The sequence below is a fragment of the Halomonas alkaliantarctica genome, assembly GCF_029854215.1.
GTDB lineage: Bacteria > Pseudomonadota > Gammaproteobacteria > Pseudomonadales > Halomonadaceae > Vreelandella > Vreelandella alkaliantarctica_A.
Genome location: NZ_CP122961.1, coordinates 2,818,408 through 2,834,960, shown reverse-complemented (window position 1 = coordinate 2,834,960; position 16,553 = coordinate 2,818,408). Strand labels below are relative to the sequence as shown.

Annotated in this window: 16 protein-coding genes; 6 read left to right on the top strand and 10 right to left on the bottom strand. The window is 54.6% G+C overall.

Annotated features, from left to right (window positions below; genetic code table 11):
• Window positions 1-51 precede the first annotated feature (51 nt).
• Complete coding sequence (ilvD, locus tag QEN58_RS12945; RefSeq protein WP_280104047.1) at window positions 52-1,734, top strand: dihydroxy-acid dehydratase; 1,683 nt, start codon at window positions 52-54, stop codon at window positions 1,732-1,734.
• A 112-nt stretch (window positions 1,735-1,846) separates the two neighbouring features.
• Window positions 1,847-3,040: a chromate efflux transporter gene (gene chrA / locus QEN58_RS12940; RefSeq protein WP_280104046.1), complete on the top strand. Its 1,194-nt coding sequence runs from the start codon at window positions 1,847-1,849 to the stop codon at window positions 3,038-3,040.
• A gap of 288 nt (window positions 3,041-3,328) precedes the next feature.
• Here the strand turns inward: chrA and QEN58_RS12935 are convergent, their stop codons facing one another.
• The gene (locus QEN58_RS12935) at window positions 3,329-3,601 is read right to left on the bottom strand and encodes an XRE family transcriptional regulator (protein ID WP_280104045.1); all 273 of its coding nucleotides are present in this window, start codon (window positions 3,599-3,601) and stop codon (window positions 3,329-3,331) included.
• A gap of 220 nt (window positions 3,602-3,821) precedes the next feature.
• On the opposite strand from QEN58_RS12935, the gene purE reads away from it, so the two are divergent.
• From purE to QEN58_RS12920, 3 genes are all read left to right on the top strand, one after another.
• Window positions 3,822-4,337, top strand: coding sequence for a 5-(carboxyamino)imidazole ribonucleotide mutase (gene purE / locus QEN58_RS12930; protein WP_280104044.1), 516 nt, complete (start codon window positions 3,822-3,824; stop codon window positions 4,335-4,337).
• Window positions 4,338-4,348: 11 nt separating this feature from the next.
• Window positions 4,349-5,503 (top strand): 5-(carboxyamino)imidazole ribonucleotide synthase, encoded by a 1,155-nt coding sequence (locus QEN58_RS12925; RefSeq protein ID WP_280104043.1) that lies wholly within the window; start codon window positions 4,349-4,351, stop codon window positions 5,501-5,503.
• Window positions 5,504-5,664: 161 nt separating this feature from the next.
• Entirely contained in the window at window positions 5,665-7,239 is a 1,575-nt protein-coding gene (locus QEN58_RS12920; RefSeq protein ID WP_280104042.1) for a diguanylate cyclase domain-containing protein, read from the top strand.
• Between the two features lie 9 nt (window positions 7,240-7,248).
• Here QEN58_RS12920 and QEN58_RS12915 read toward each other — a convergent pair whose 3' ends face one another.
• From QEN58_RS12915 to QEN58_RS12885, 7 genes are all read right to left on the bottom strand, one after another.
• Window positions 7,249-8,052, bottom strand: coding sequence for a TraX family protein (locus QEN58_RS12915; RefSeq protein ID WP_280104041.1), 804 nt, complete (start codon window positions 8,050-8,052; stop codon window positions 7,249-7,251).
• Window positions 8,053-8,190: 138 nt separating this feature from the next.
• Complete coding sequence (locus tag QEN58_RS12910; RefSeq protein ID WP_280104040.1) at window positions 8,191-8,958, bottom strand: transporter substrate-binding domain-containing protein; 768 nt, start codon at window positions 8,956-8,958, stop codon at window positions 8,191-8,193.
• A 162-nt stretch (window positions 8,959-9,120) separates the two neighbouring features.
• A complete protein-coding gene (locus QEN58_RS12905) occupies window positions 9,121-9,852 on the bottom strand; it encodes an ABC transporter permease (RefSeq protein WP_280104039.1) in 732 nt (243 codons plus the stop codon).
• Window positions 9,852-10,556, bottom strand: coding sequence for an ABC transporter permease (locus tag QEN58_RS12900; protein ID WP_280104038.1), 705 nt, complete (start codon window positions 10,554-10,556; stop codon window positions 9,852-9,854). Before QEN58_RS12900 ends, QEN58_RS12905 begins: the two co-directional genes overlap by 1 nt.
• Before the next feature lie 15 nt (window positions 10,557-10,571).
• Window positions 10,572-11,342: an ABC transporter ATP-binding protein gene (locus QEN58_RS12895; RefSeq protein ID WP_280104037.1), complete on the bottom strand. Its 771-nt coding sequence runs from the start codon at window positions 11,340-11,342 to the stop codon at window positions 10,572-10,574.
• 208 nt (window positions 11,343-11,550) lie between these two features.
• Window positions 11,551-12,528, bottom strand: a complete 978-nt coding sequence (locus tag QEN58_RS12890) for a succinylglutamate desuccinylase (protein WP_280104036.1) — start codon at window positions 12,526-12,528, stop codon at window positions 11,551-11,553.
• 233 nt (window positions 12,529-12,761) lie between these two features.
• A complete protein-coding gene (locus QEN58_RS12885; RefSeq protein WP_280104035.1) occupies window positions 12,762-13,202 on the bottom strand; it encodes a hemerythrin domain-containing protein in 441 nt (146 codons plus the stop codon).
• Window positions 13,203-13,417: 215 nt separating this feature from the next.
• On the opposite strand from QEN58_RS12885, the gene wrbA reads away from it, so the two are divergent.
• Window positions 13,418-14,017, top strand: a complete 600-nt coding sequence (wrbA, locus tag QEN58_RS12880) for an NAD(P)H:quinone oxidoreductase (protein ID WP_280104034.1) — start codon at window positions 13,418-13,420, stop codon at window positions 14,015-14,017.
• A 108-nt stretch (window positions 14,018-14,125) separates the two neighbouring features.
• Here wrbA and QEN58_RS12875 read toward each other — a convergent pair whose 3' ends face one another.
• A complete protein-coding gene (locus tag QEN58_RS12875; protein ID WP_280104033.1) occupies window positions 14,126-15,154 on the bottom strand; it encodes an SMP-30/gluconolactonase/LRE family protein in 1,029 nt (342 codons plus the stop codon).
• Window positions 15,155-15,356: 202 nt separating this feature from the next.
• Window positions 15,357-16,430: a tartrate dehydrogenase gene (locus QEN58_RS12870; protein ID WP_280104032.1), complete on the bottom strand. Its 1,074-nt coding sequence runs from the start codon at window positions 16,428-16,430 to the stop codon at window positions 15,357-15,359.
• Between the last annotated feature and the right edge of the window lie 123 nt (window positions 16,431-16,553).

The window sequence follows — 16,553 nt, the reverse complement described above, 5'->3', positions numbered from 1 at the left end:
GGCATCGCCAAGCTATGCGGATACTGTGAACAATGCTAAGAGAGATCTCTAATGTCAGATTCATCGCAAAACTCCCGCCGTCACTCTTCCCAAGTGGTCGATGGCCCTGGTAAAGCCGCCAGTCGTGCCATGCTGCGCGCCGTGGGTTTTACAGATGCCGATTTTCAAAAGCCCCAGGTGGGCATTGCCTCTACCTGGAGCATGGTAACGCCGTGCAATAGCCATATTAATGAGCTGGCCGAGTTTGCCCGCGATGGCGCCGATGCGGGCGGTGGTAAAGGTGTGATTTTCAATACCATTACGATTTCCGATGGTATTGCCAACGGCACCGAAGGCATGAAGTACTCGTTGGTATCGCGGGAAGTGATCGCTGATTCCATCGAAACCGTGGCGGGCTGCGAAGGCTTTGATGGCCTGGTGGCCATTGGCGGCTGTGATAAGAACATGCCGGGCTGCATGATGGGTCTGGCGCGCTTAAACCGCCCCAGCGTGTTTGTTTACGGCGGCACCATTATGCCCGGCAAGGGGCATACCGATATCGTTTCGGTCTTTGAAGCGATGGGCGCGCACTCCCGTGGTGATATCGACCTGATCGAGCTTAAAAACATCGAAGAAACGGCGATCCCCGGCCCCGGTTCCTGTGGCGGTATGTACACTGCCAATACCATGGCGTCGGCCATTGAAGCCCTGGGCATGAGCCTGCCGGGTAGCTCGGCGCAGAACGCTATCTCCCAGGAGAAGCGCGACGACTGTAAAGCCGCTGGCGAAGCAGTGCTGGCGCTACTGGCGGACGATATTAAGCCTTCCGATATCATGACCCGCGAGGCCTTTGAGAACGCCATCACGGTCACTATCGCTTTGGGCGGTTCTACCAATGCGGTACTGCACCTTATCGCCATGGCGCGCACCATCGGCGTTGAGCTGTCGTTGTCCGACTTCACTGAAATTGGAAAGCGCGTGCCGGTACTCGCTGACCTGCGCCCCAGCGGTCACTACATGATGAGCGAGCTGGTGGCGATTGGTGGTATTCAGCCGCTGATGAAAACCTTGCTGGACGCGGGCTTGCTCAACGGAACTTGCTTGACCGTTACCGGCAAAACGCTGGAAGAAAACCTGGCCGAGATCGAGCCTTATCCCGCCGAACCGCCGATCATTGCATCGCTGGGTAATCCGATTAAAACGGAAAGCCACCTGCGCATGCTTTACGGCAACCTGGCACCGGAAGGCGCGGTAGCGAAGATTACCGGCAAAGAGGGCACACGCTTCTCAGGTTCTGCGCGGGTATTTGGCTCGGAAGAAGAGGCCCAGGCACGCATTAACGATGGCACCGTAGTGGCGGGCGATGTGGTGGTGATTCGCTATGAAGGGCCGAAAGGTGGCCCCGGTATGCGCGAAATGCTCACACCGACCTCAGCGATTATGGGCCGCGGTTTAGGTAACGACGTGGCGCTGATTACCGATGGGCGTTTCTCGGGTGGCAGCCACGGTTTTGTGGTCGGCCATGTATCACCGGAAGCCTTTGACGGCGGCCCGCTGGCGCTGGTGGAAGATGGCGATACCATCACCATTGATGCTGAAGCGGACACCATCGACGTCGACCTCTCCGATGAAGAGTTGATGCGCCGCCGAGCTGCCTGGCAGCAGCCAGAACCCCGCTATACCCGCGGCGTGCTGGCTAAGTATGCGCGTTTGGTTAGCTCGGCCAGCACCGGCGCGGTGACCGACCAGGAGTAATCCGCGTTGCCGTTATGAGCGTATCCTCATGAACACGCTGTCATAAAAAATTAAAGCGCAAGGCTTAGTATAAAAGCCTTGCGCTTTTTTAATGGGATAACAGGTGGCCAACATGATGGAGCAATCGCAGGCACGCGGGCGCATAGGTGAAGTGTTTTGGGTGTTTTTAGCGCTCGGCTTAACGTCCTTTGGTGGCCCGGTGGCGCACCTGGGGTATTTTCGCACGGCCTTTGTGGAGCGCCGTCAGTGGCTCTCTGAGAAGGTCTACGCAGATCTAGTGGCGCTGTGTCAGTTCTTGCCGGGGCCAGCCAGCAGCCAGGTGGGCTTTGCACTGGGCTTATTGCGTGCGGGGCCTTGGGGGGCAGCTATGGCGTGGCTGGCGTTTACGCTGCCCTCGGCGATCATCCTTGTGCTATTTGCGTTTGGCGCGGCGGTGCTGGATGGCCCCATTGCCAGTGGCATAATCCATGGCTTAAAAGTGGTGGCGGTGGCGATTGTGGCCCACGCGGTGTGGGGCATGGCGCGTAATCTTTGCCCGGATAAAACTCGCACGGGCATCGCACTTGCGGCGGTATTTACGGTGGTGCTGGTCAGCGGCCCGCTGGGCCAGGTCGCGGCGATTATCTTGGGGGGGTTGGTCGGGTTAGTGCTGTGTCGCAATAGCGCTGCTGCAGAAGCAAGTGAGTCGCTACATTTTCCAGTATCGCGCAAGGCTGGCATGGTGGCGCTGGGGCTGTTCGGTGGGCTGTTGATCCTGCTGCCGTTACTGGCGGGAGTCGCTGCTTGGCTGGATATCGCGGATGCGTTTTACCGTTCTGGCGCGTTAGTTTTTGGCGGCGGGCATGTGGTGCTGCCGCTGTTGGAAGCTGAAGTGGTGCAGTCGGGTTGGGTCATGCCGGATGAGTTTTTGGCCGGTTACGGTGCCGCCCAGGCAGTACCAGGGCCGCTATTTACCTTTGCCGCTTATTTAGGCGCGCTGTTGCCCGGTATCAATGGTTTAGTCGGCGCCTTGCTGGCGCTGCTGGCGATCTTTATCCCCGGCTTTTTGCTGTTAGTGGGTGTGCTGCCTTTCTGGAATCAATTTCGTCAGTGGGGCAGTGCCCAGGCACTGATGCGCGGTGCCAATGCGGCGGTGGTCGGCATTTTAGGCGCAGCGCTTTATCAGCCGGTGTGGACCAGCGCGATCATTGGCGCAGAAGAGTTTGCCCTGGCGCTCACCGGTTTCTTGCTATTAACCGTATGGAAGCTGCCCGCTTGGGTAGTGGTGGCTGTTGTCGCGTTTGGGGGAATTGCGATTGCGCCGTGAGCAATGAGACATTGCTTGATCATTGCGAACTCAAGGAGAGATTGCTGCGTCGCAGGCTCCTTGCCATGACATGTGAGTGTCATCGCGAGCAAAGCGCGGCGACCTCGATTTTTAAATTACCAACGCAGTGAAGCAATCCCGGAGTAGGGCTTGAGATAGGGCTTGGGATAGCTCTTTGAGATGGCTCTTCGAGATAGCGCTTGAGCGGGAAGGAAAAAGCTTTCTTGGCAGACCGCCGAGGGGCGGTCTGCGTGGAGTGGAGAAGTGGGAAAAGCAGAAAAGTGTCTGCTATGGCGCCTCCAGCTCTAAGGTGCGACGCAGGGCGTGGAGTTCATCCACTCCCAGGTGCTCAAGCCTTCCGGCGAGCAGGTCGCTGATTTTCTGAACGGGAAGCCCTGCCCGGCGGGCAATATCTCGGCTTCCTAGGTCTGATACGGCGATCAGACGGGTGATAATACGCATTAATCGCGTACGTTTTTCAAGTTCCCTGACATCGAGGTCAGGGCTGCTTCGCGGAGGATCAAGCTGTTCCGCAGTGGCAGTTGCGCGTGCCGTGCTCATGTGGCTCCATCAGTCTGAAATGACAAACACACAATGCCGCCAACCGGTGCGCATTTCAATGCCTATTTTGATGAAAATTTCACGACCTCGGCAAAGCCCGCAAACGGGCTAGCTCTGGTAGACTATGTGCCTTCCAATTTTTATGTGTATCGGGTTCGGTACACGCTATTTTTCGATTTTTTATCTCGCTGTTATAGGCCGTTGGGCCGAGGAGTTTTGCATGTCGTCGAACAGCGCACCCAAGGTGGGCGTGATCATGGGTTCCAAGTCTGATTGGCCGGTCATGGAGCACGCTGTTTCCATGCTGGAGCGTTTGGGCGTGGCGTATGAAACCCGCGTAGTGTCGGCGCACCGCACGCCTGACCTGCTGTTCGACTATGCCAAGAGTGCTGCCGATCGCGGCTTGCAGGTTATCGTGGCGGGCGCGGGCGGCGCTGCGCACTTGCCAGGCATGGTGGCTTCACAAACGCCACTGCCGGTGCTGGGTGTGCCGGTGGAGTCTAAAGCGCTAAAAGGTTTGGATTCGCTACTTTCCATTGCACAGATGCCGGGCGGCATCGCTGTGGGCACCCTGGCGATTGGCAAAGCCGGCGCGACCAACGCAGGTTTATTAGCGGCGCAGATCGTTGGCCTGCAAGATACGGCGGTCCGCAGCGCTGTCGAAGCGTTTCGCGCAGAGCAGACTCAAAAAGTCCTCGATAACCCGGACCCGCGCCCCGAGCCGGAAGCGGAATAAGGAGTCTGGCTATGAGCTCAGGTATTGCAAAGAGCGCCGTTGTAAAAAACATCGGTGTACTGGGTGCAGGTCAATTAGGCCGCATGTTGGCGCTAGCGGGTTATCCACTGGGTAATCGTTTCACGTTTTTAGATACCACGGGTAACCCCAGTGCGGGGATTGGCGATGTGATTGTCGATCCCAATAACCAGCATCTGGCTGAGTTTTTGGCCAAGGTGGATGTGGTGACCTACGAGTTCGAACATCTCCCCGTTCAACTGGTGCGCGAGATTGAGCAGCACAAACCGGTCTACCCCAGCAGCCGCGCGATTGAAGTGTGCCAGAACCGGGTCGAAGAGAAGACACTGTTTGATCGCCTAGGTATTCCCACGCCCGCTTACCGGGTGGTCGAGAGCGCCGAACAGCTAGAAGCCGCCGCCCGTGAGCTGGGTTGCCCGGTCGTGGCTAAATCAGTCACTGAAGGCTACGACGGTAAAGGTCAGGCCGTTTTGAAACAGCCCGAGCAGGCTGGCGAGGCTTGGAACGCGATTGGCCACGCGCAGTTAGTCGTTGAGGCCTTCGTCGATTTCGTACGCGAAGTCTCAATGATTGCCGTACGCGGTCGTGATGGTGAGGTGGTGTTCTACCCCATGGCCGAGAACCAGCATGTGGATGGCATCCTGCGCTATTCCGTTGCGCCGCTGCCGGATCTGGATGCCAGCGTTCAGCAAACCGCTGATGGCTATATTCGTGCGCTGTTGGATGAGCTGGATTACGTGGGCGTGCTGGCACTAGAGCTGTTTCAAACCCGCGATGGCAGCTTACTGGCCAACGAAATGGCGCCTCGGGTGCATAACTCTGGTCACTGGACGATGGACGGCGCGGTGACCAGCCAATTTGAAAATCACCTGCGTGCGATACAGGGCTTGCCGTTAGGCGATACCCAGGCGATTGCCCCCACCTGCATGATTAATGTGATTGGTCGTGAAGGCGACAACGCGGCGATTCTAGCGCTTGCTAATACGCATCTGCATCGCTACGACAAAACAGAGCGCGCAGGTCGTAAGCTCGCCCACGTCAATATCCTCGCGGCTAACCATTCCGAACTGTTGGAAAAAGTGAACACTTGCAGTACGTTACTGCCGGAGGCGCCGCCACCACGGTTAAGCTTTTCCATCAAACAGTAGTCTCTAAGCCGCCTGCTTATCTCAGGCGGTTTTTTTGTACCAAGGTTGACCAATCTGCAACTTTTATCGCTAAAAGTGGCTAAATGCGCTAAAAAGGAACCACAACAAAAAATCAGCTAATTATGCTGATCTTAATAGCGACTTTTAGGCGGATAGTCAGTATGCCTCACTCTTCAACTGCTGGGTCTGCCCCTGGGCTGCGCAGTGGTTTCCATCGCGACCACCATCTCACTGTAAAGCGCCTACATAGCGAAAAAGTACGTCTTCTGTACGATAATCTTTGGCAACCGGTGCTGAGCAGCGTGTTGGCCGGCATGCTATTAGTAGCCGCCATGTGGCCAGTGGTCGCAAGCTGGGTACTGCTCACCTGGCTCGCAGTATTGACCTTTGTTTCGTTCGCTCGCCTTGCCTTGGCCTACTATTTCCGCCGCTTACCGGCACAGCAACAGCAGGGTCGTCGCTGGCTTTACCGGTTTAGCGCCGGGTCGATTGCAGCTGGCTGCGTATGGGGTGTCGGTGGAATCGTTCTATTTACAGGCGAACATCATGGTCAGGTTGCGGCACTTTCGATTGTACTGGCGGGCATTGCTGCTGGTGGAGTAACCACGCTTTCTGCCGTGTGGTGGGTGGCACTCGGTTTCGTACTGCCGATTTTGCTCCCGCTGTTAGTACAGTTTTTACTATTAGGCTCATCGCTGGCGATCTTAATTAGCGCCATGCTCAGCCTGTTCCTTGGCCTGATTGTTACCACCAGCCGTCGGTTAAGCCGAATTATTCACGATAACATTGCCTTGCGGGTGAGTATGTCAGCCCGTGAAGCACAGCTACAAGAGAGCGAAAATCGCTACCGCTCGATCTTTCAACACTCTCCGTTGGGGGTGCTGCATTTTGATGGGCTGGGGTACGTCACTGATTGTAATAGCAAGCTGCTGGAGATACTGGATGTTAACCGCGCGCAACTGCTCGGCTATCGGATGTTATCCCGTTCGGCGGACCCAGAAGTGGCCAACGCAGTACTCAAAGCGCTCGATAAAGGGACTGGCTACTACGAGGGCACTTACTATCTACCCAAAGCGAGCGTAGGCACCCCTTTGCGAGCCTTTTTTAACGGCGTGCATAGTGCCAGTAATGAGATGGTTGGCGGTGTGGCCATTATCGAAGACTTTACCGAGCGTAAGCGCGCTGAATCGATCATCTATCGCCAAGCGTTCTATGACTCTCTCACCGATTTGCCGAACCGGCGGCTATTTATCGAGCGTTTGGCCACCCTCTGCGATGAGAAACACAAAGGACGTCAGAGCGGTTTACTGATGTTTTTGGATATGGATCGGTTTAAATTGATTAACGATACCTTAGGACACGCTACCGGCGATAATTTGTTAGTGCAGGTGGCTCGGCGACTGGAACGTTGCCTGAGCGAAGGTGACATAGCCGCACGCCTGAGTGGTGATGAATTTGTGTTGCTGGCGTTGTTTGATGAGTCCTCGGCACCCGACCTCGAAGCACGCGCTGAGCGTTATATGCGAAAGGTTCAGCAGGCGCTCTCTCAGCCTTACCGACTGGCAAGTCGCGATACGGTCGTAACGCCGAGTATTGGTTATACCTGCTTTACTTCAGCCGCCTGTGACCACGAAGAAGTGCTTAAACAGGCAGATATCGCGATGTATCGCGCTAAAATAGAAGGGCGGGCGCAGCTGTGCCGCTACCAGCCCTGGATGCGCGATAAAATGCAGTGACCCGAACGATTAAGCCAATTGGCCGATGAGCAGCACCCATAAAGCGATTAGCGCAAAGTGGCCGGGGTACCATGCTAGCCATAAGCGGCGCGGCATCACTAAGCTGACAGGGGGGATTCGCTGCGCGGCGCCGGCAGCAAGTATCAGCACGACGACGCACGTGCCTACGGTAAACGATTTGGCCATATCAGAAGCGTTCATCTGCCCGGCAATCCAGAGTACCGGAAACGCCGCTAAGCCTGCCCACAGGCGGGCTTGAAAATGGTTTTCTGCTTGGCTCAAGGCGTGCAGGGCGAACATTAATAGCGGAATGAGTAGTAAGCCGTTGTGACCATACTCAACCCAAAAACCGAGCAAGTACCACACGGTAACGCCTACCGTCGCACCGACTAACAACCAGGGCAAACCTAACGTTTGCTGCTGGTAGTGCTGCCAGCCTTGGCGCACTAGTGTACCTAAGGCTAAACCAGTGGCCAGGGTAAAGCAGACATTGAGGATAAAAGCATCCGATGCGCGCGGCATCATCATATAGGGCAGTTGGGCAACCAAGCCGATAACTAGAATTCGTCTTGAGTAGCGCAGCGGGTTACGGGTATTAAATAGCCCGTGCCAGGCCACCATGGCGGCAAACAGCGGAAAAGCGATACGGCCAATGGAAGACCCTGCCCAGCTTAAATCCCAATCACCGGGCAACACATAGCGCGTGAGGTGGTCGACGGTCATGGTGATCAGCGCCAACCACTGTCCCCAGCCTGTCCAGTGGGAAGATGGGCGAGGTAGCGTGCCTGTAGGTGGGCTAGTCGGGTAAGCCATAGAACCTCCGTGTTGAACATGCGCAATGATACACAGACAGAGGTAGCTTTACCTAGTTCACTGAATTTTCAGCGTTAGACAGAAACGCATCACCCCGGCGGTTGCCGGGGTGATGGACATTAAGGCTTGCTGTGATGCTTACTCTTGCCCACCGAAGTAACGGCTGTAGATCTCGTCGTAAGTGCCGTCTTCTCGCACTTCAGCCAGGGCTTCGTTGAACTGCTCGGCGAGTGCTTCGTCGCGTTGACGGAAGGCGATACCAAAGCCATCACCAAAATACTCTTTAGGTTCAGTTAGCATCTCGCCAACGACAACGTAGTTGCCTTCTTCGCTATCCAGTAACGTGGACTTACCGACCGGGTAGTCGAGGAACAAGATGTCCAAACGCTTGGATTCCATGTCCAACACCATGTCGTCGGCGGTAGAGTAGCGGTTGATGTCGGCGACATCGCCGTACATGTCGGTTACGTAATTGTCCTGCAGAGTGCCGCGCTGAACGCCGATGGTCATGCCGGCGAGCGACTCTTCATTGGTTGTATCAAGGTCGGTGCCTTCAGGAGCAAACCAAGCGGATGGCGGGGTGATATAGGGTTCAGAGAACAGCACTTGCTCGCGACGGTCATCATTGATCGTCATGGAGGACATAATAGCGTCGTATTTGCGTGCCATGAGGCCCGGGATAATGCCGTCCCAGCCCTGTACCACCCACTCACATTCAACGCCGATACGCTCGCAGAGGGCGTTGCCCAGGTCGATATCAAAGCCGGTCAGCTCGCCATCCGGCGTACGATATTCCATCGGCTCGTAAGGAACATCAACCCCGATACGTACTTGGTCTTCTTGCGCTTGGGCGGCGCTTGCTGCAACGGCTAAGCCTAGCAGTGAAACAGACAGCAGTTTTTTCATTATGTATCTCCTTGGAAGCAGAGTTCATCTAAGCAAGCACTGCGTAATGATGGCGTTGACCACGCTAGTCACAGGTTGCTTTGTGATGATCATTAACAACTTATCCTAACTCGGCGTTGACGAAAAGTGCTTAATGATGCGTAAACCAACGTTTGTTTCACACTAGGAGTTCTGTGGCTGTAGATGTGCGAGCAGCTTTTTCTCAAGATAACGAAAGAAATACAGGATGGTGAAGGTTAAACACAGATAGATCGCTGCCACAAACAAGAATGCGTCAAAAGGTGCATAAAAACGCGCATAGACAAAGCGCGCCGCGCCGGTCAGATCCATAATCGTCACTACGCTGGCAATAGCGCTGGCATGTAGCATGAAAATGACTTCGTTGCCGTAGGCCGGCAGGGCGCGACGAAAAGCGCTGGGGATAATAATTCGCCGCATGGTCTGCTGAGGTGACATGCCATAGGCTCGAGCCGCTTCAATTTCACCTTTCGAGGTGGACTTGATAGCGCCGCGAAAAATCTCGGTCGTGTAGGCGGCGGTGTTGAGGGTAAATGCAATGAGTGCGGGAACGAACGGTTCTTCAAGTATCACCCATAGCCAGGTTTCTTGGATTCCGTCCACAAACACCACGCCGTAATAAATCAGGTAGAGTTGGATGAGTAACGGCGTGCCACGAAAAACATAGGTGTAAGCAAAAATAGGCCACTTAATCCAGGCATGTTTTGAACCGCGCCCAATGGCAAGGGGGACCGCGGCGATTAAGCCAATGACCAGGGATAAAAAGACCAGTTGCACCGTGGTGGTCAGCCCATCGCCATAGTAGGAAAGCGTTTGCAGCGTGAAAATACTGTTCTCGGCAAGCTGATTTTCGAGCCATGTCATGAAAGCGTTCATTAGTCTGCCTCCCCATAGCCAATGTTGTAGCGTTTTTGCAGACGAGCAAAGATCCACTCCGAAACGCTGGCGATGAGCAGATAGATAAGCGCGACAATAATCATAAATGTGAAAGGTTCACGCGTCGCTTTAGAGGCTTCTGAGGCAACACGTACCATATCAGAAAGCCCGATTACCGAGACCAGTGCTGTGGTTTTGAGCAATACCATCCAGTTGTTGGAAAGGCCGGGCAACGCATGGCGCATCATCTGCGGAAAACGGACGCGACGAAAAACCAGCCCATCGCTCATGCCATAGGCTTTACCTGCTTCGATTTGCCCATTATCGACCGCCATAAAAGCGCCACGAAAGGTTTCCCCCATATAGGCCCCGAAGATTAGCCCAATGGTGACAACGCCCGCTACGAAGGCATTAATATTGATAAAAATATCGATATCGAACGAGTAGTAAAGCCAGTCGGTGATCATGTTGACGCCAATTTGGCCGCCGAAAAAAAACAGCATCATCAACACGAGGTCGGGCACACCGCGAATAAGTGTGGTGTAAAGCGTGGCCAAACGATGAGCGAACCAGTTGCGCGACATCTTCGCGCTGGCTGTCAGTAGCCCCAAAATAATCGATAAAATCAGCGACAGCACCGCTAACTGGATGGTGACGCCGGCCCCCTCAATCAGCCTTGGGCCATAACCTTGTAAATCAATCATGGTGAGCCTCGCGGATCAGTATTTAGGGGCCAGGAATTGCTGCAGGCGCGGAGATTGCGGATTATCCAGTACGTCAGCAGGCGCTCCTGCTTCTTCCACTAAGCCTTCGTGAAGATAGATGACTTGGCTGGATACATCACGGGCAAAACTCATCTCGTGGGTCACTACCACCATGGTGCGGCCCTCTTCAGCGAGACCGTGCATGACTTTTAATACATCGCCGACCAATTCTGGATCAAGGGCAGAGGTAGGTTCGTCAAACAGCATCACTTCTGGGTCCATCGCCAGTGCGCGAGCAATCGCACCGCGCTGTTGCTGACCGCCTGACATCTGAGCCGGGTAGGCGTCGGCGCGGGCCGTTAAGCCGACGCGGTCAAGCAGGGCGTGGGCGTGTTCCAAGGCTTCTTTTTTGGGTTTTTTCAGCACATGAATCGGTGCTTCGATGATGTTTTCGAGCAGCGTCATATGGGCCCACAGGTTGAAGCTTTGAAACACCATGGAGAGCTTGGCGCGCATTTGTACCACCTGCTTCCAATCTTCGGGCTCGCGGCCGTGTTTAGTGGTTTTAAAGCGAATGGGTTCACCATGGACAATGAGGTCGCCATCGTCGGGCTGCTCAAGCAGGTTCATGCAGCGCAAAAAAGTACTTTTACCCGACCCAGAGGCACCAATCAGGGTAATCACATCGCCCTTTTGGGCTTGCAGTGAGAGCCCTTTCAGAACTTCCGTATCGCCAAAGCGTTTTTTAATATTACGCACTTCAAGGGGAGTAGGCGTAGCGGCCATATCATTGGCTCCAGTACAGAGTTGCCGCAGCAACAGGTGGGTTTGATGCGGCTGGCGCGAAAAAAGGGGCGATTCTATCAGGCTGGGCGCATTATGCGCGCTTTCCTTCTAACATTATGCACTCGACGTTAGTCGTAGCGACATCGAAGGGCCAGTTGTCGTCTCACCATTATTGTTGTCTTGGTTAATTTAGGCTTTGCTTGGCGGGTTAAACGATAGGCGCCACCAAAAGCGCGGCACGGGCGCCCACCTCAACCTGGGCGTTGGGAAACACCACATAGAGTGGCGTATCACCCACCCTAAACTCACCCGCCTCTCCGTCTTGTGCCAGCAGGGTGCCTGGCTCAAAGCGGCTGAAGTTAGCCGTGTCCTCAGTAAAACAGAGCTGGAAGTCCTCCGAGTGCCGCATTAACTCGTGTTGAACCTGAAAAAACTGCATTTGCGAGGCGGGCTGATTGGGCGGCGTATGCCCCTCACTAAGTGCCGTGAGTAGCGTAAGCATCGGTTTTAATGATGCCATATCGTTGTGGCCAAAAGGCGCTACGCGGCCCAGCTCAAAGGTAAATGCGCACGCGGCGTGATAGTGCTTGCTGTAGTGGGAGAACGTCCAGCTATGCTGGTGTTGGTGCAGCACCGCCTGCATGTCCGCCGCCGCTAGCCAGCCCCACTGCTCGGCATCGGTGGATGATTCGGCAAAGGGTTCCACGACGAAGCGGGGGTAACGACTATCCCGAATAGCGGTATGTAAGTCGTAGTGCAATTTGGGTAGCCCGGCATGGCGCGCATAAAAACCATCTACAGCCGCCATCAATTCCCGGGCGCGATCCGGCTCATCGCCCTTAGCGGTTTGGTCACGGCTAAATAGCCGGTTTAAATTGGTAGTCAGAAAACGCTGCTGCGCCTTAAGCGCGGGCAGGTTGCCTAGAATCACCAGTACGGGCGCTCCGAGCGATATACTGCCCGCTTCTAAACAACTTAACCATTCACCCACTAGCTCTACCGGCGCCGTTTCGTTGCCGTGGATCGCCGCGGAAAAAATGCACGCGTGGGCACCCTGGCTTGCCGTGGTGGGAGTAATTTCCAAAATGCCAGGCGCATGTAAATGGTAAGTGCCGCTTGCGAAGTCGCCTTGGCTGGCGGCGGGGAGCTGCCCATCAAGCGACCAGTCGAGCCATTGGCCTAGCATTGTCGCTCCTCAATATTTGTTATCAGATTCGTTGTCAGTATAAAAAGCGAGCCTAGGTTTACCACGCTGGGCGTGTGTCAGAAACCTGTAGGTCGTTCACGTGTAAAAGCCTAGTGTATTCGTGAAAAAGCGTATTTATGAAACAAGAGGCATCCGAAAGTGGCCTTACTAAGTCGCTAGTATCAAAAAGCGCCCATGCGATGCATGAGCGCTTCTTCAATTTGCTTATCAGATTACGCTGAGCGTTGGCGCTGCATTTCTTCTGTGTACTCGCTAGCAAGCGATGTCTTTTGTTTCTCTTGCAAGCCGCGGCCAGCCAGTTGAAAAACCTCTTGCTCCTCTTCATCCAGGTGATGGGTGACTAAATCCTGGAGCTGTTTGGCGTGGGTCAGCCAGTGAGTAGCGCTGTAGTCAGTTCCATCGAGCAGCTCTAAAAGCTCATCAATTTCATGATGTTCAGCAACGCTGTGGCGGGCTTTTTCCTGGGTCAGATCAATCGACATCATCGGAATATACAGCGCCCGTTCTTCGGCGGCGGCGTGGTACTGCAATTCGGCACGCACTTGCTTATACAGGCTGTCGCGCTCGTCGCTGTCTCCATGTGTTTCAACTAAGCGGGCGAGCAGGTCGCGCTGAATATCATGATCTTTGCGCAGGGCTTCAAAAATCGTCATTCCAGACTCCTTGGATACGTTTGATGTAGGCAAGTCAAAGCTAGTGGTGGATTGCGTAAAGTGCAAGGTGGCGTTCGTCGATGAAATCGACGCCCACGGACGAAAACATTCGCTTTTTTCTATGCTTGAGTGCGCTATGTTGTGTTAACTACTTATTAGGTGACGCCCACTCTAGGCGACGCTGATTGCACTGCTCATAAGTGAAGGAGATAGTAATGACAAAGGTACTGGTACTTTATTATTCCATGTATGGCCATATCGATACGCTGGCCCAGGCGGTTGCAGAAGGCGCCAAGGGTGTGAGCGGTGTTGAAGTGACGGTTAAACGCGTTCCTGAAACAATGCCTGATGAGGCGTTCAAGAATGCAGGTGGTAAGCAGGATTTCGATACGCCCGAAGCGACGCCGCAAGAGCTTGCCGATTACGATGCGATCATTTTCGGTACGCCTACTCGCTTTGGTAATATGGCTGGCCAAATGCGCACCTTCCTGGATCAGACCGGCGGTCTGTGGGCGAACGGGGCGCTGCGTGGCAAAGTAGCCAGTGTCTTCACTTCTACCGGTACCGGCGGTGGCGATGAGATGACCATTACCTCTACTTGGACGACACTTGCCCACCACGGCATGGTGATTGTGCCGATTGGTTACGGCATCGAAGAGCAGTTTGATATTTCTAAAGTAAGTGGCGGTACGCCCTACGGCGCTGCAACGCTGGCGGGTGGTGATGGATCGCGCCAGCCTGATGAGCGTGAACTGAAAATTGCCCGTTTCCAGGGCGAGCTAGTCGCGAAAACAGCGTCTAAGCTGGCCAGTTAGTTAGTTCACTAGCCAAGACATATACGAGTCAGCCATGTATAAAGCCTCGCTGGATATATCCGGCGAGGCTTTTTTGGGTTGGGATACTGGGCTGGGATTATAGTCTTACTACGCTCCGCGCGCCGCCGTGTAAATTGTGTAGACGGATTGGCTGGCCGTCATAAATAGCCGATTGCGCCCCTTGCCCGCAAAACACACGTTTGAGCAGACTTCGGGTAGCAATACTCTGCCCAGCAGGGTGCCTTCCGGTGAGAAGACCACGACTCCGTCGATACCTTCGCCACCATTGGCACTTGACCAGATATTGCCATCCACGTCACAGGCCATGCCGTCGAAAATCGTGTCTTCGCTGGTCACGATAACTTGCCGATCGCTGACGCTGCGACCGTCTTCACCCAACGACCAGCGAATAATTCGCGCGGGTTCGTCGAAATGGGTGGGGGCACTGTCACTGGCGTAGAACCCCTCGCCATCCGGCGTTAATACAATACCGTTTGGCTTATAAATATCGTCGGTTAGCATGATGGGCTCATCCAGACTGTCATCGACGTAATAGATCGCCGTTTCTAGCTCCAGGTCTCGTTTTTTGCCCTCGTAGTCGAAGTGAGCTCCATAGCCTGGATCGGTGAAGATCACTCCCCCCGAGGGCAGTGCCACCACGTCATTGGGGGCATTGAGTGGCTTACCTTGATAGCGCTCGGCGAGTACCGTTGTGCTGCCGTCCCACTCATAGCGCAAAACGCGAGAGGGGTAGTGTTCGCAAGCAATTAGCCGACCCTGATGATCGAAGGTATTCCCGTTGGAGTAGCCGACATTGTCTCTCAAAACGCTAACCTGGCCAGTGGATTCGTCCCAACGCATCTGCTTGGCGCGGGGTATGTCGCTGAACACAACATAACGACCTACGGCGTTCCATGCTGGCCCCTCTGTCCACAGACCTCCACTCCAGTGGCGCTCTAGAGGACTGTTAAAAATCATGTAATCACTAAAGCGGGAATCTTCGACTTTCCAGGCATCGATTGGGTACCGTTCCGGGGCGGAACCTTGTGCGCTCTGCAAAGCAAAAAGCTGGGGCGATGTACCAACAGCGGCCAGGGCGGCCGATGCCGAAAGGAACTCACGGCGTCCAAGTTTCATAGCATTGTCCTGATGGTTGTTTATTGACGTTGTTATGGGCGCAGTGAAACCAATGTTTCACTCACCATCAGGGTGAATGTAGAACATAATAAATTAAAAGTCATACATTGACTGCCCGGAAGTGTCCATCCGAGCAGCCAACCGCAGTGGTAAGTTAACGGCTGTGCGTATCAGTTAGTGCTGAGCAGTAAGTATGAAATGCTTAGCGCAAAATAGCGTCCGCAATGGCCTTGCCTAGGCTTGCAGTGGTGCCTTCTCCACCCACATCGCGGGTAAGTACGGTGGCATCTCCCTCGCTTAATACTTCCTCAATGGCCGTGACCATCGCGTCCCCGGCTTCTTTATAGCCGAGGTGCTCCAGCATCATGGCGCCTGACCAAATCTGACCGATCGGGTTGGCAATGCCTTTACCGGCGATATCTGGCGCGCTGCCATGTACGGGTTCAAACAAGCTGGGGAAGTGGCCTTCCGGGTTGATGTTGGCCGAAGGGGCAATGCCGATGGTACCGGTGCAGGCGGGGCCGAGATCAGAAAGAATATCGCCGAACAGATTGCTGCCCACGACGACGTCAAACCAATCCGGGTGGAGAACGAAGTTGGCGGTGAGAATATCGATATGGAATTTATCCACCGCGATCTCTGGGTAGCCTTTGGCCATTTCGACCACACGTTCATCCCAGTACGGCATAGTGATTGAGATGCCGTTGGATTTAGTCGCCGAGGTGAGCTTTTTGCGCGGGCGAGTTTGGGCCAGCTCAAAGGCGTACTTCAATACGCGGTCAACACCGGTGCGGGTCATGACCGTGTCTTGAATGACCACTTCACGGTCGGTGCCTTCAAACATTTTGCCGCCAACGCTTGAGTACTCGCCTTCAGTGTTCTCACGCACCACATAAAAATCGATATCGCCGGGCTCACGGCCTGCCAGCGGACTTTTGATGCCGGGCATGAGCTTACAGGGACGCAGGTTGATGTACTGATCAAAACGGCGGCGGAACTGCAGCAATGAGCCCCAAAGGGAAATATGGTCGGGTACTTTGTCGGGCCAGCCCACCGCGCCATAAAACAGCGCATCGAAGCCTTTTAACTGCTCGAACCAATCATCCGGCAGCATTTTGCCGTGCTCCAGGTAGTAGTCACAGCTGCCAAACTCAAAGGTGGTGAACTCAAGATCAATATTAAAACGCTTGGCGGTGGCCTCAAGGGCGCGGATGCCTTCAGGCATGACTTCGGTGCCGATGCCGTCACCGGCGATAATGGCAATACGGTGGGTCATAGTGACTCCTTATCTTGTTAGTTGTGGCGAATGCTTATGAGTAATCACTAGAGTGTAGCGGCTATTTTGGCGGAGATAATCAGGCTACTATTCAAGTTATTGTTGCGTGAAAGTGCAGAATGG

What these genes read in the sequence shown, in the direction of transcription:
- QEN58_RS12910 (WP_280104040.1), bottom strand. Translation starts at nt 8,958, where the DNA reads ATGAAAAAACTGCTGTCTGTTTCACTGCTAGGCTTAGCCGTTGCAGCA.
- ilvD (WP_280104047.1), top strand. Translation starts at nt 52, where the DNA reads ATGTCAGATTCATCGCAAAACTCCCGCCGTCACTCTTCCCAAGTGGTC.
- QEN58_RS12895 (WP_280104037.1), bottom strand. Translation starts at nt 11,342, where the DNA reads ATGGCCGCTACGCCTACTCCCCTTGAAGTGCGTAATATTAAAAAACGC.
- QEN58_RS12900 (WP_280104038.1), bottom strand. Translation starts at nt 10,556, where the DNA reads ATGATTGATTTACAAGGTTATGGCCCAAGGCTGATTGAGGGGGCCGGC.
- QEN58_RS12890 (WP_280104036.1), bottom strand. Translation starts at nt 12,528, where the DNA reads ATGCTAGGCCAATGGCTCGACTGGTCGCTTGATGGGCAGCTCCCCGCC.
- QEN58_RS12905 (WP_280104039.1), bottom strand. Translation starts at nt 9,852, where the DNA reads ATGAACGCTTTCATGACATGGCTCGAAAATCAGCTTGCCGAGAACAGT.
- wrbA (WP_280104034.1), top strand. Translation starts at nt 13,418, where the DNA reads ATGACAAAGGTACTGGTACTTTATTATTCCATGTATGGCCATATCGAT.
- QEN58_RS12925 (WP_280104043.1), top strand. Translation starts at nt 4,349, where the DNA reads ATGAGCTCAGGTATTGCAAAGAGCGCCGTTGTAAAAAACATCGGTGTA.
- QEN58_RS12920 (WP_280104042.1), top strand. Translation starts at nt 5,665, where the DNA reads ATGCCTCACTCTTCAACTGCTGGGTCTGCCCCTGGGCTGCGCAGTGGT.
- QEN58_RS12885 (WP_280104035.1), bottom strand. Translation starts at nt 13,202, where the DNA reads ATGACGATTTTTGAAGCCCTGCGCAAAGATCATGATATTCAGCGCGAC.
- QEN58_RS12935 (WP_280104045.1), bottom strand. Translation starts at nt 3,601, where the DNA reads ATGAGCACGGCACGCGCAACTGCCACTGCGGAACAGCTTGATCCTCCG.
- purE (WP_280104044.1), top strand. Translation starts at nt 3,822, where the DNA reads ATGTCGTCGAACAGCGCACCCAAGGTGGGCGTGATCATGGGTTCCAAG.
- QEN58_RS12915 (WP_280104041.1), bottom strand. Translation starts at nt 8,052, where the DNA reads ATGGCTTACCCGACTAGCCCACCTACAGGCACGCTACCTCGCCCATCT.
- QEN58_RS12870 (WP_280104032.1), bottom strand. Translation starts at nt 16,430, where the DNA reads ATGACCCACCGTATTGCCATTATCGCCGGTGACGGCATCGGCACCGAA.
- QEN58_RS12875 (WP_280104033.1), bottom strand. Translation starts at nt 15,154, where the DNA reads ATGAAACTTGGACGCCGTGAGTTCCTTTCGGCATCGGCCGCCCTGGCC.
- chrA (WP_280104046.1), top strand. Translation starts at nt 1,847, where the DNA reads ATGATGGAGCAATCGCAGGCACGCGGGCGCATAGGTGAAGTGTTTTGG.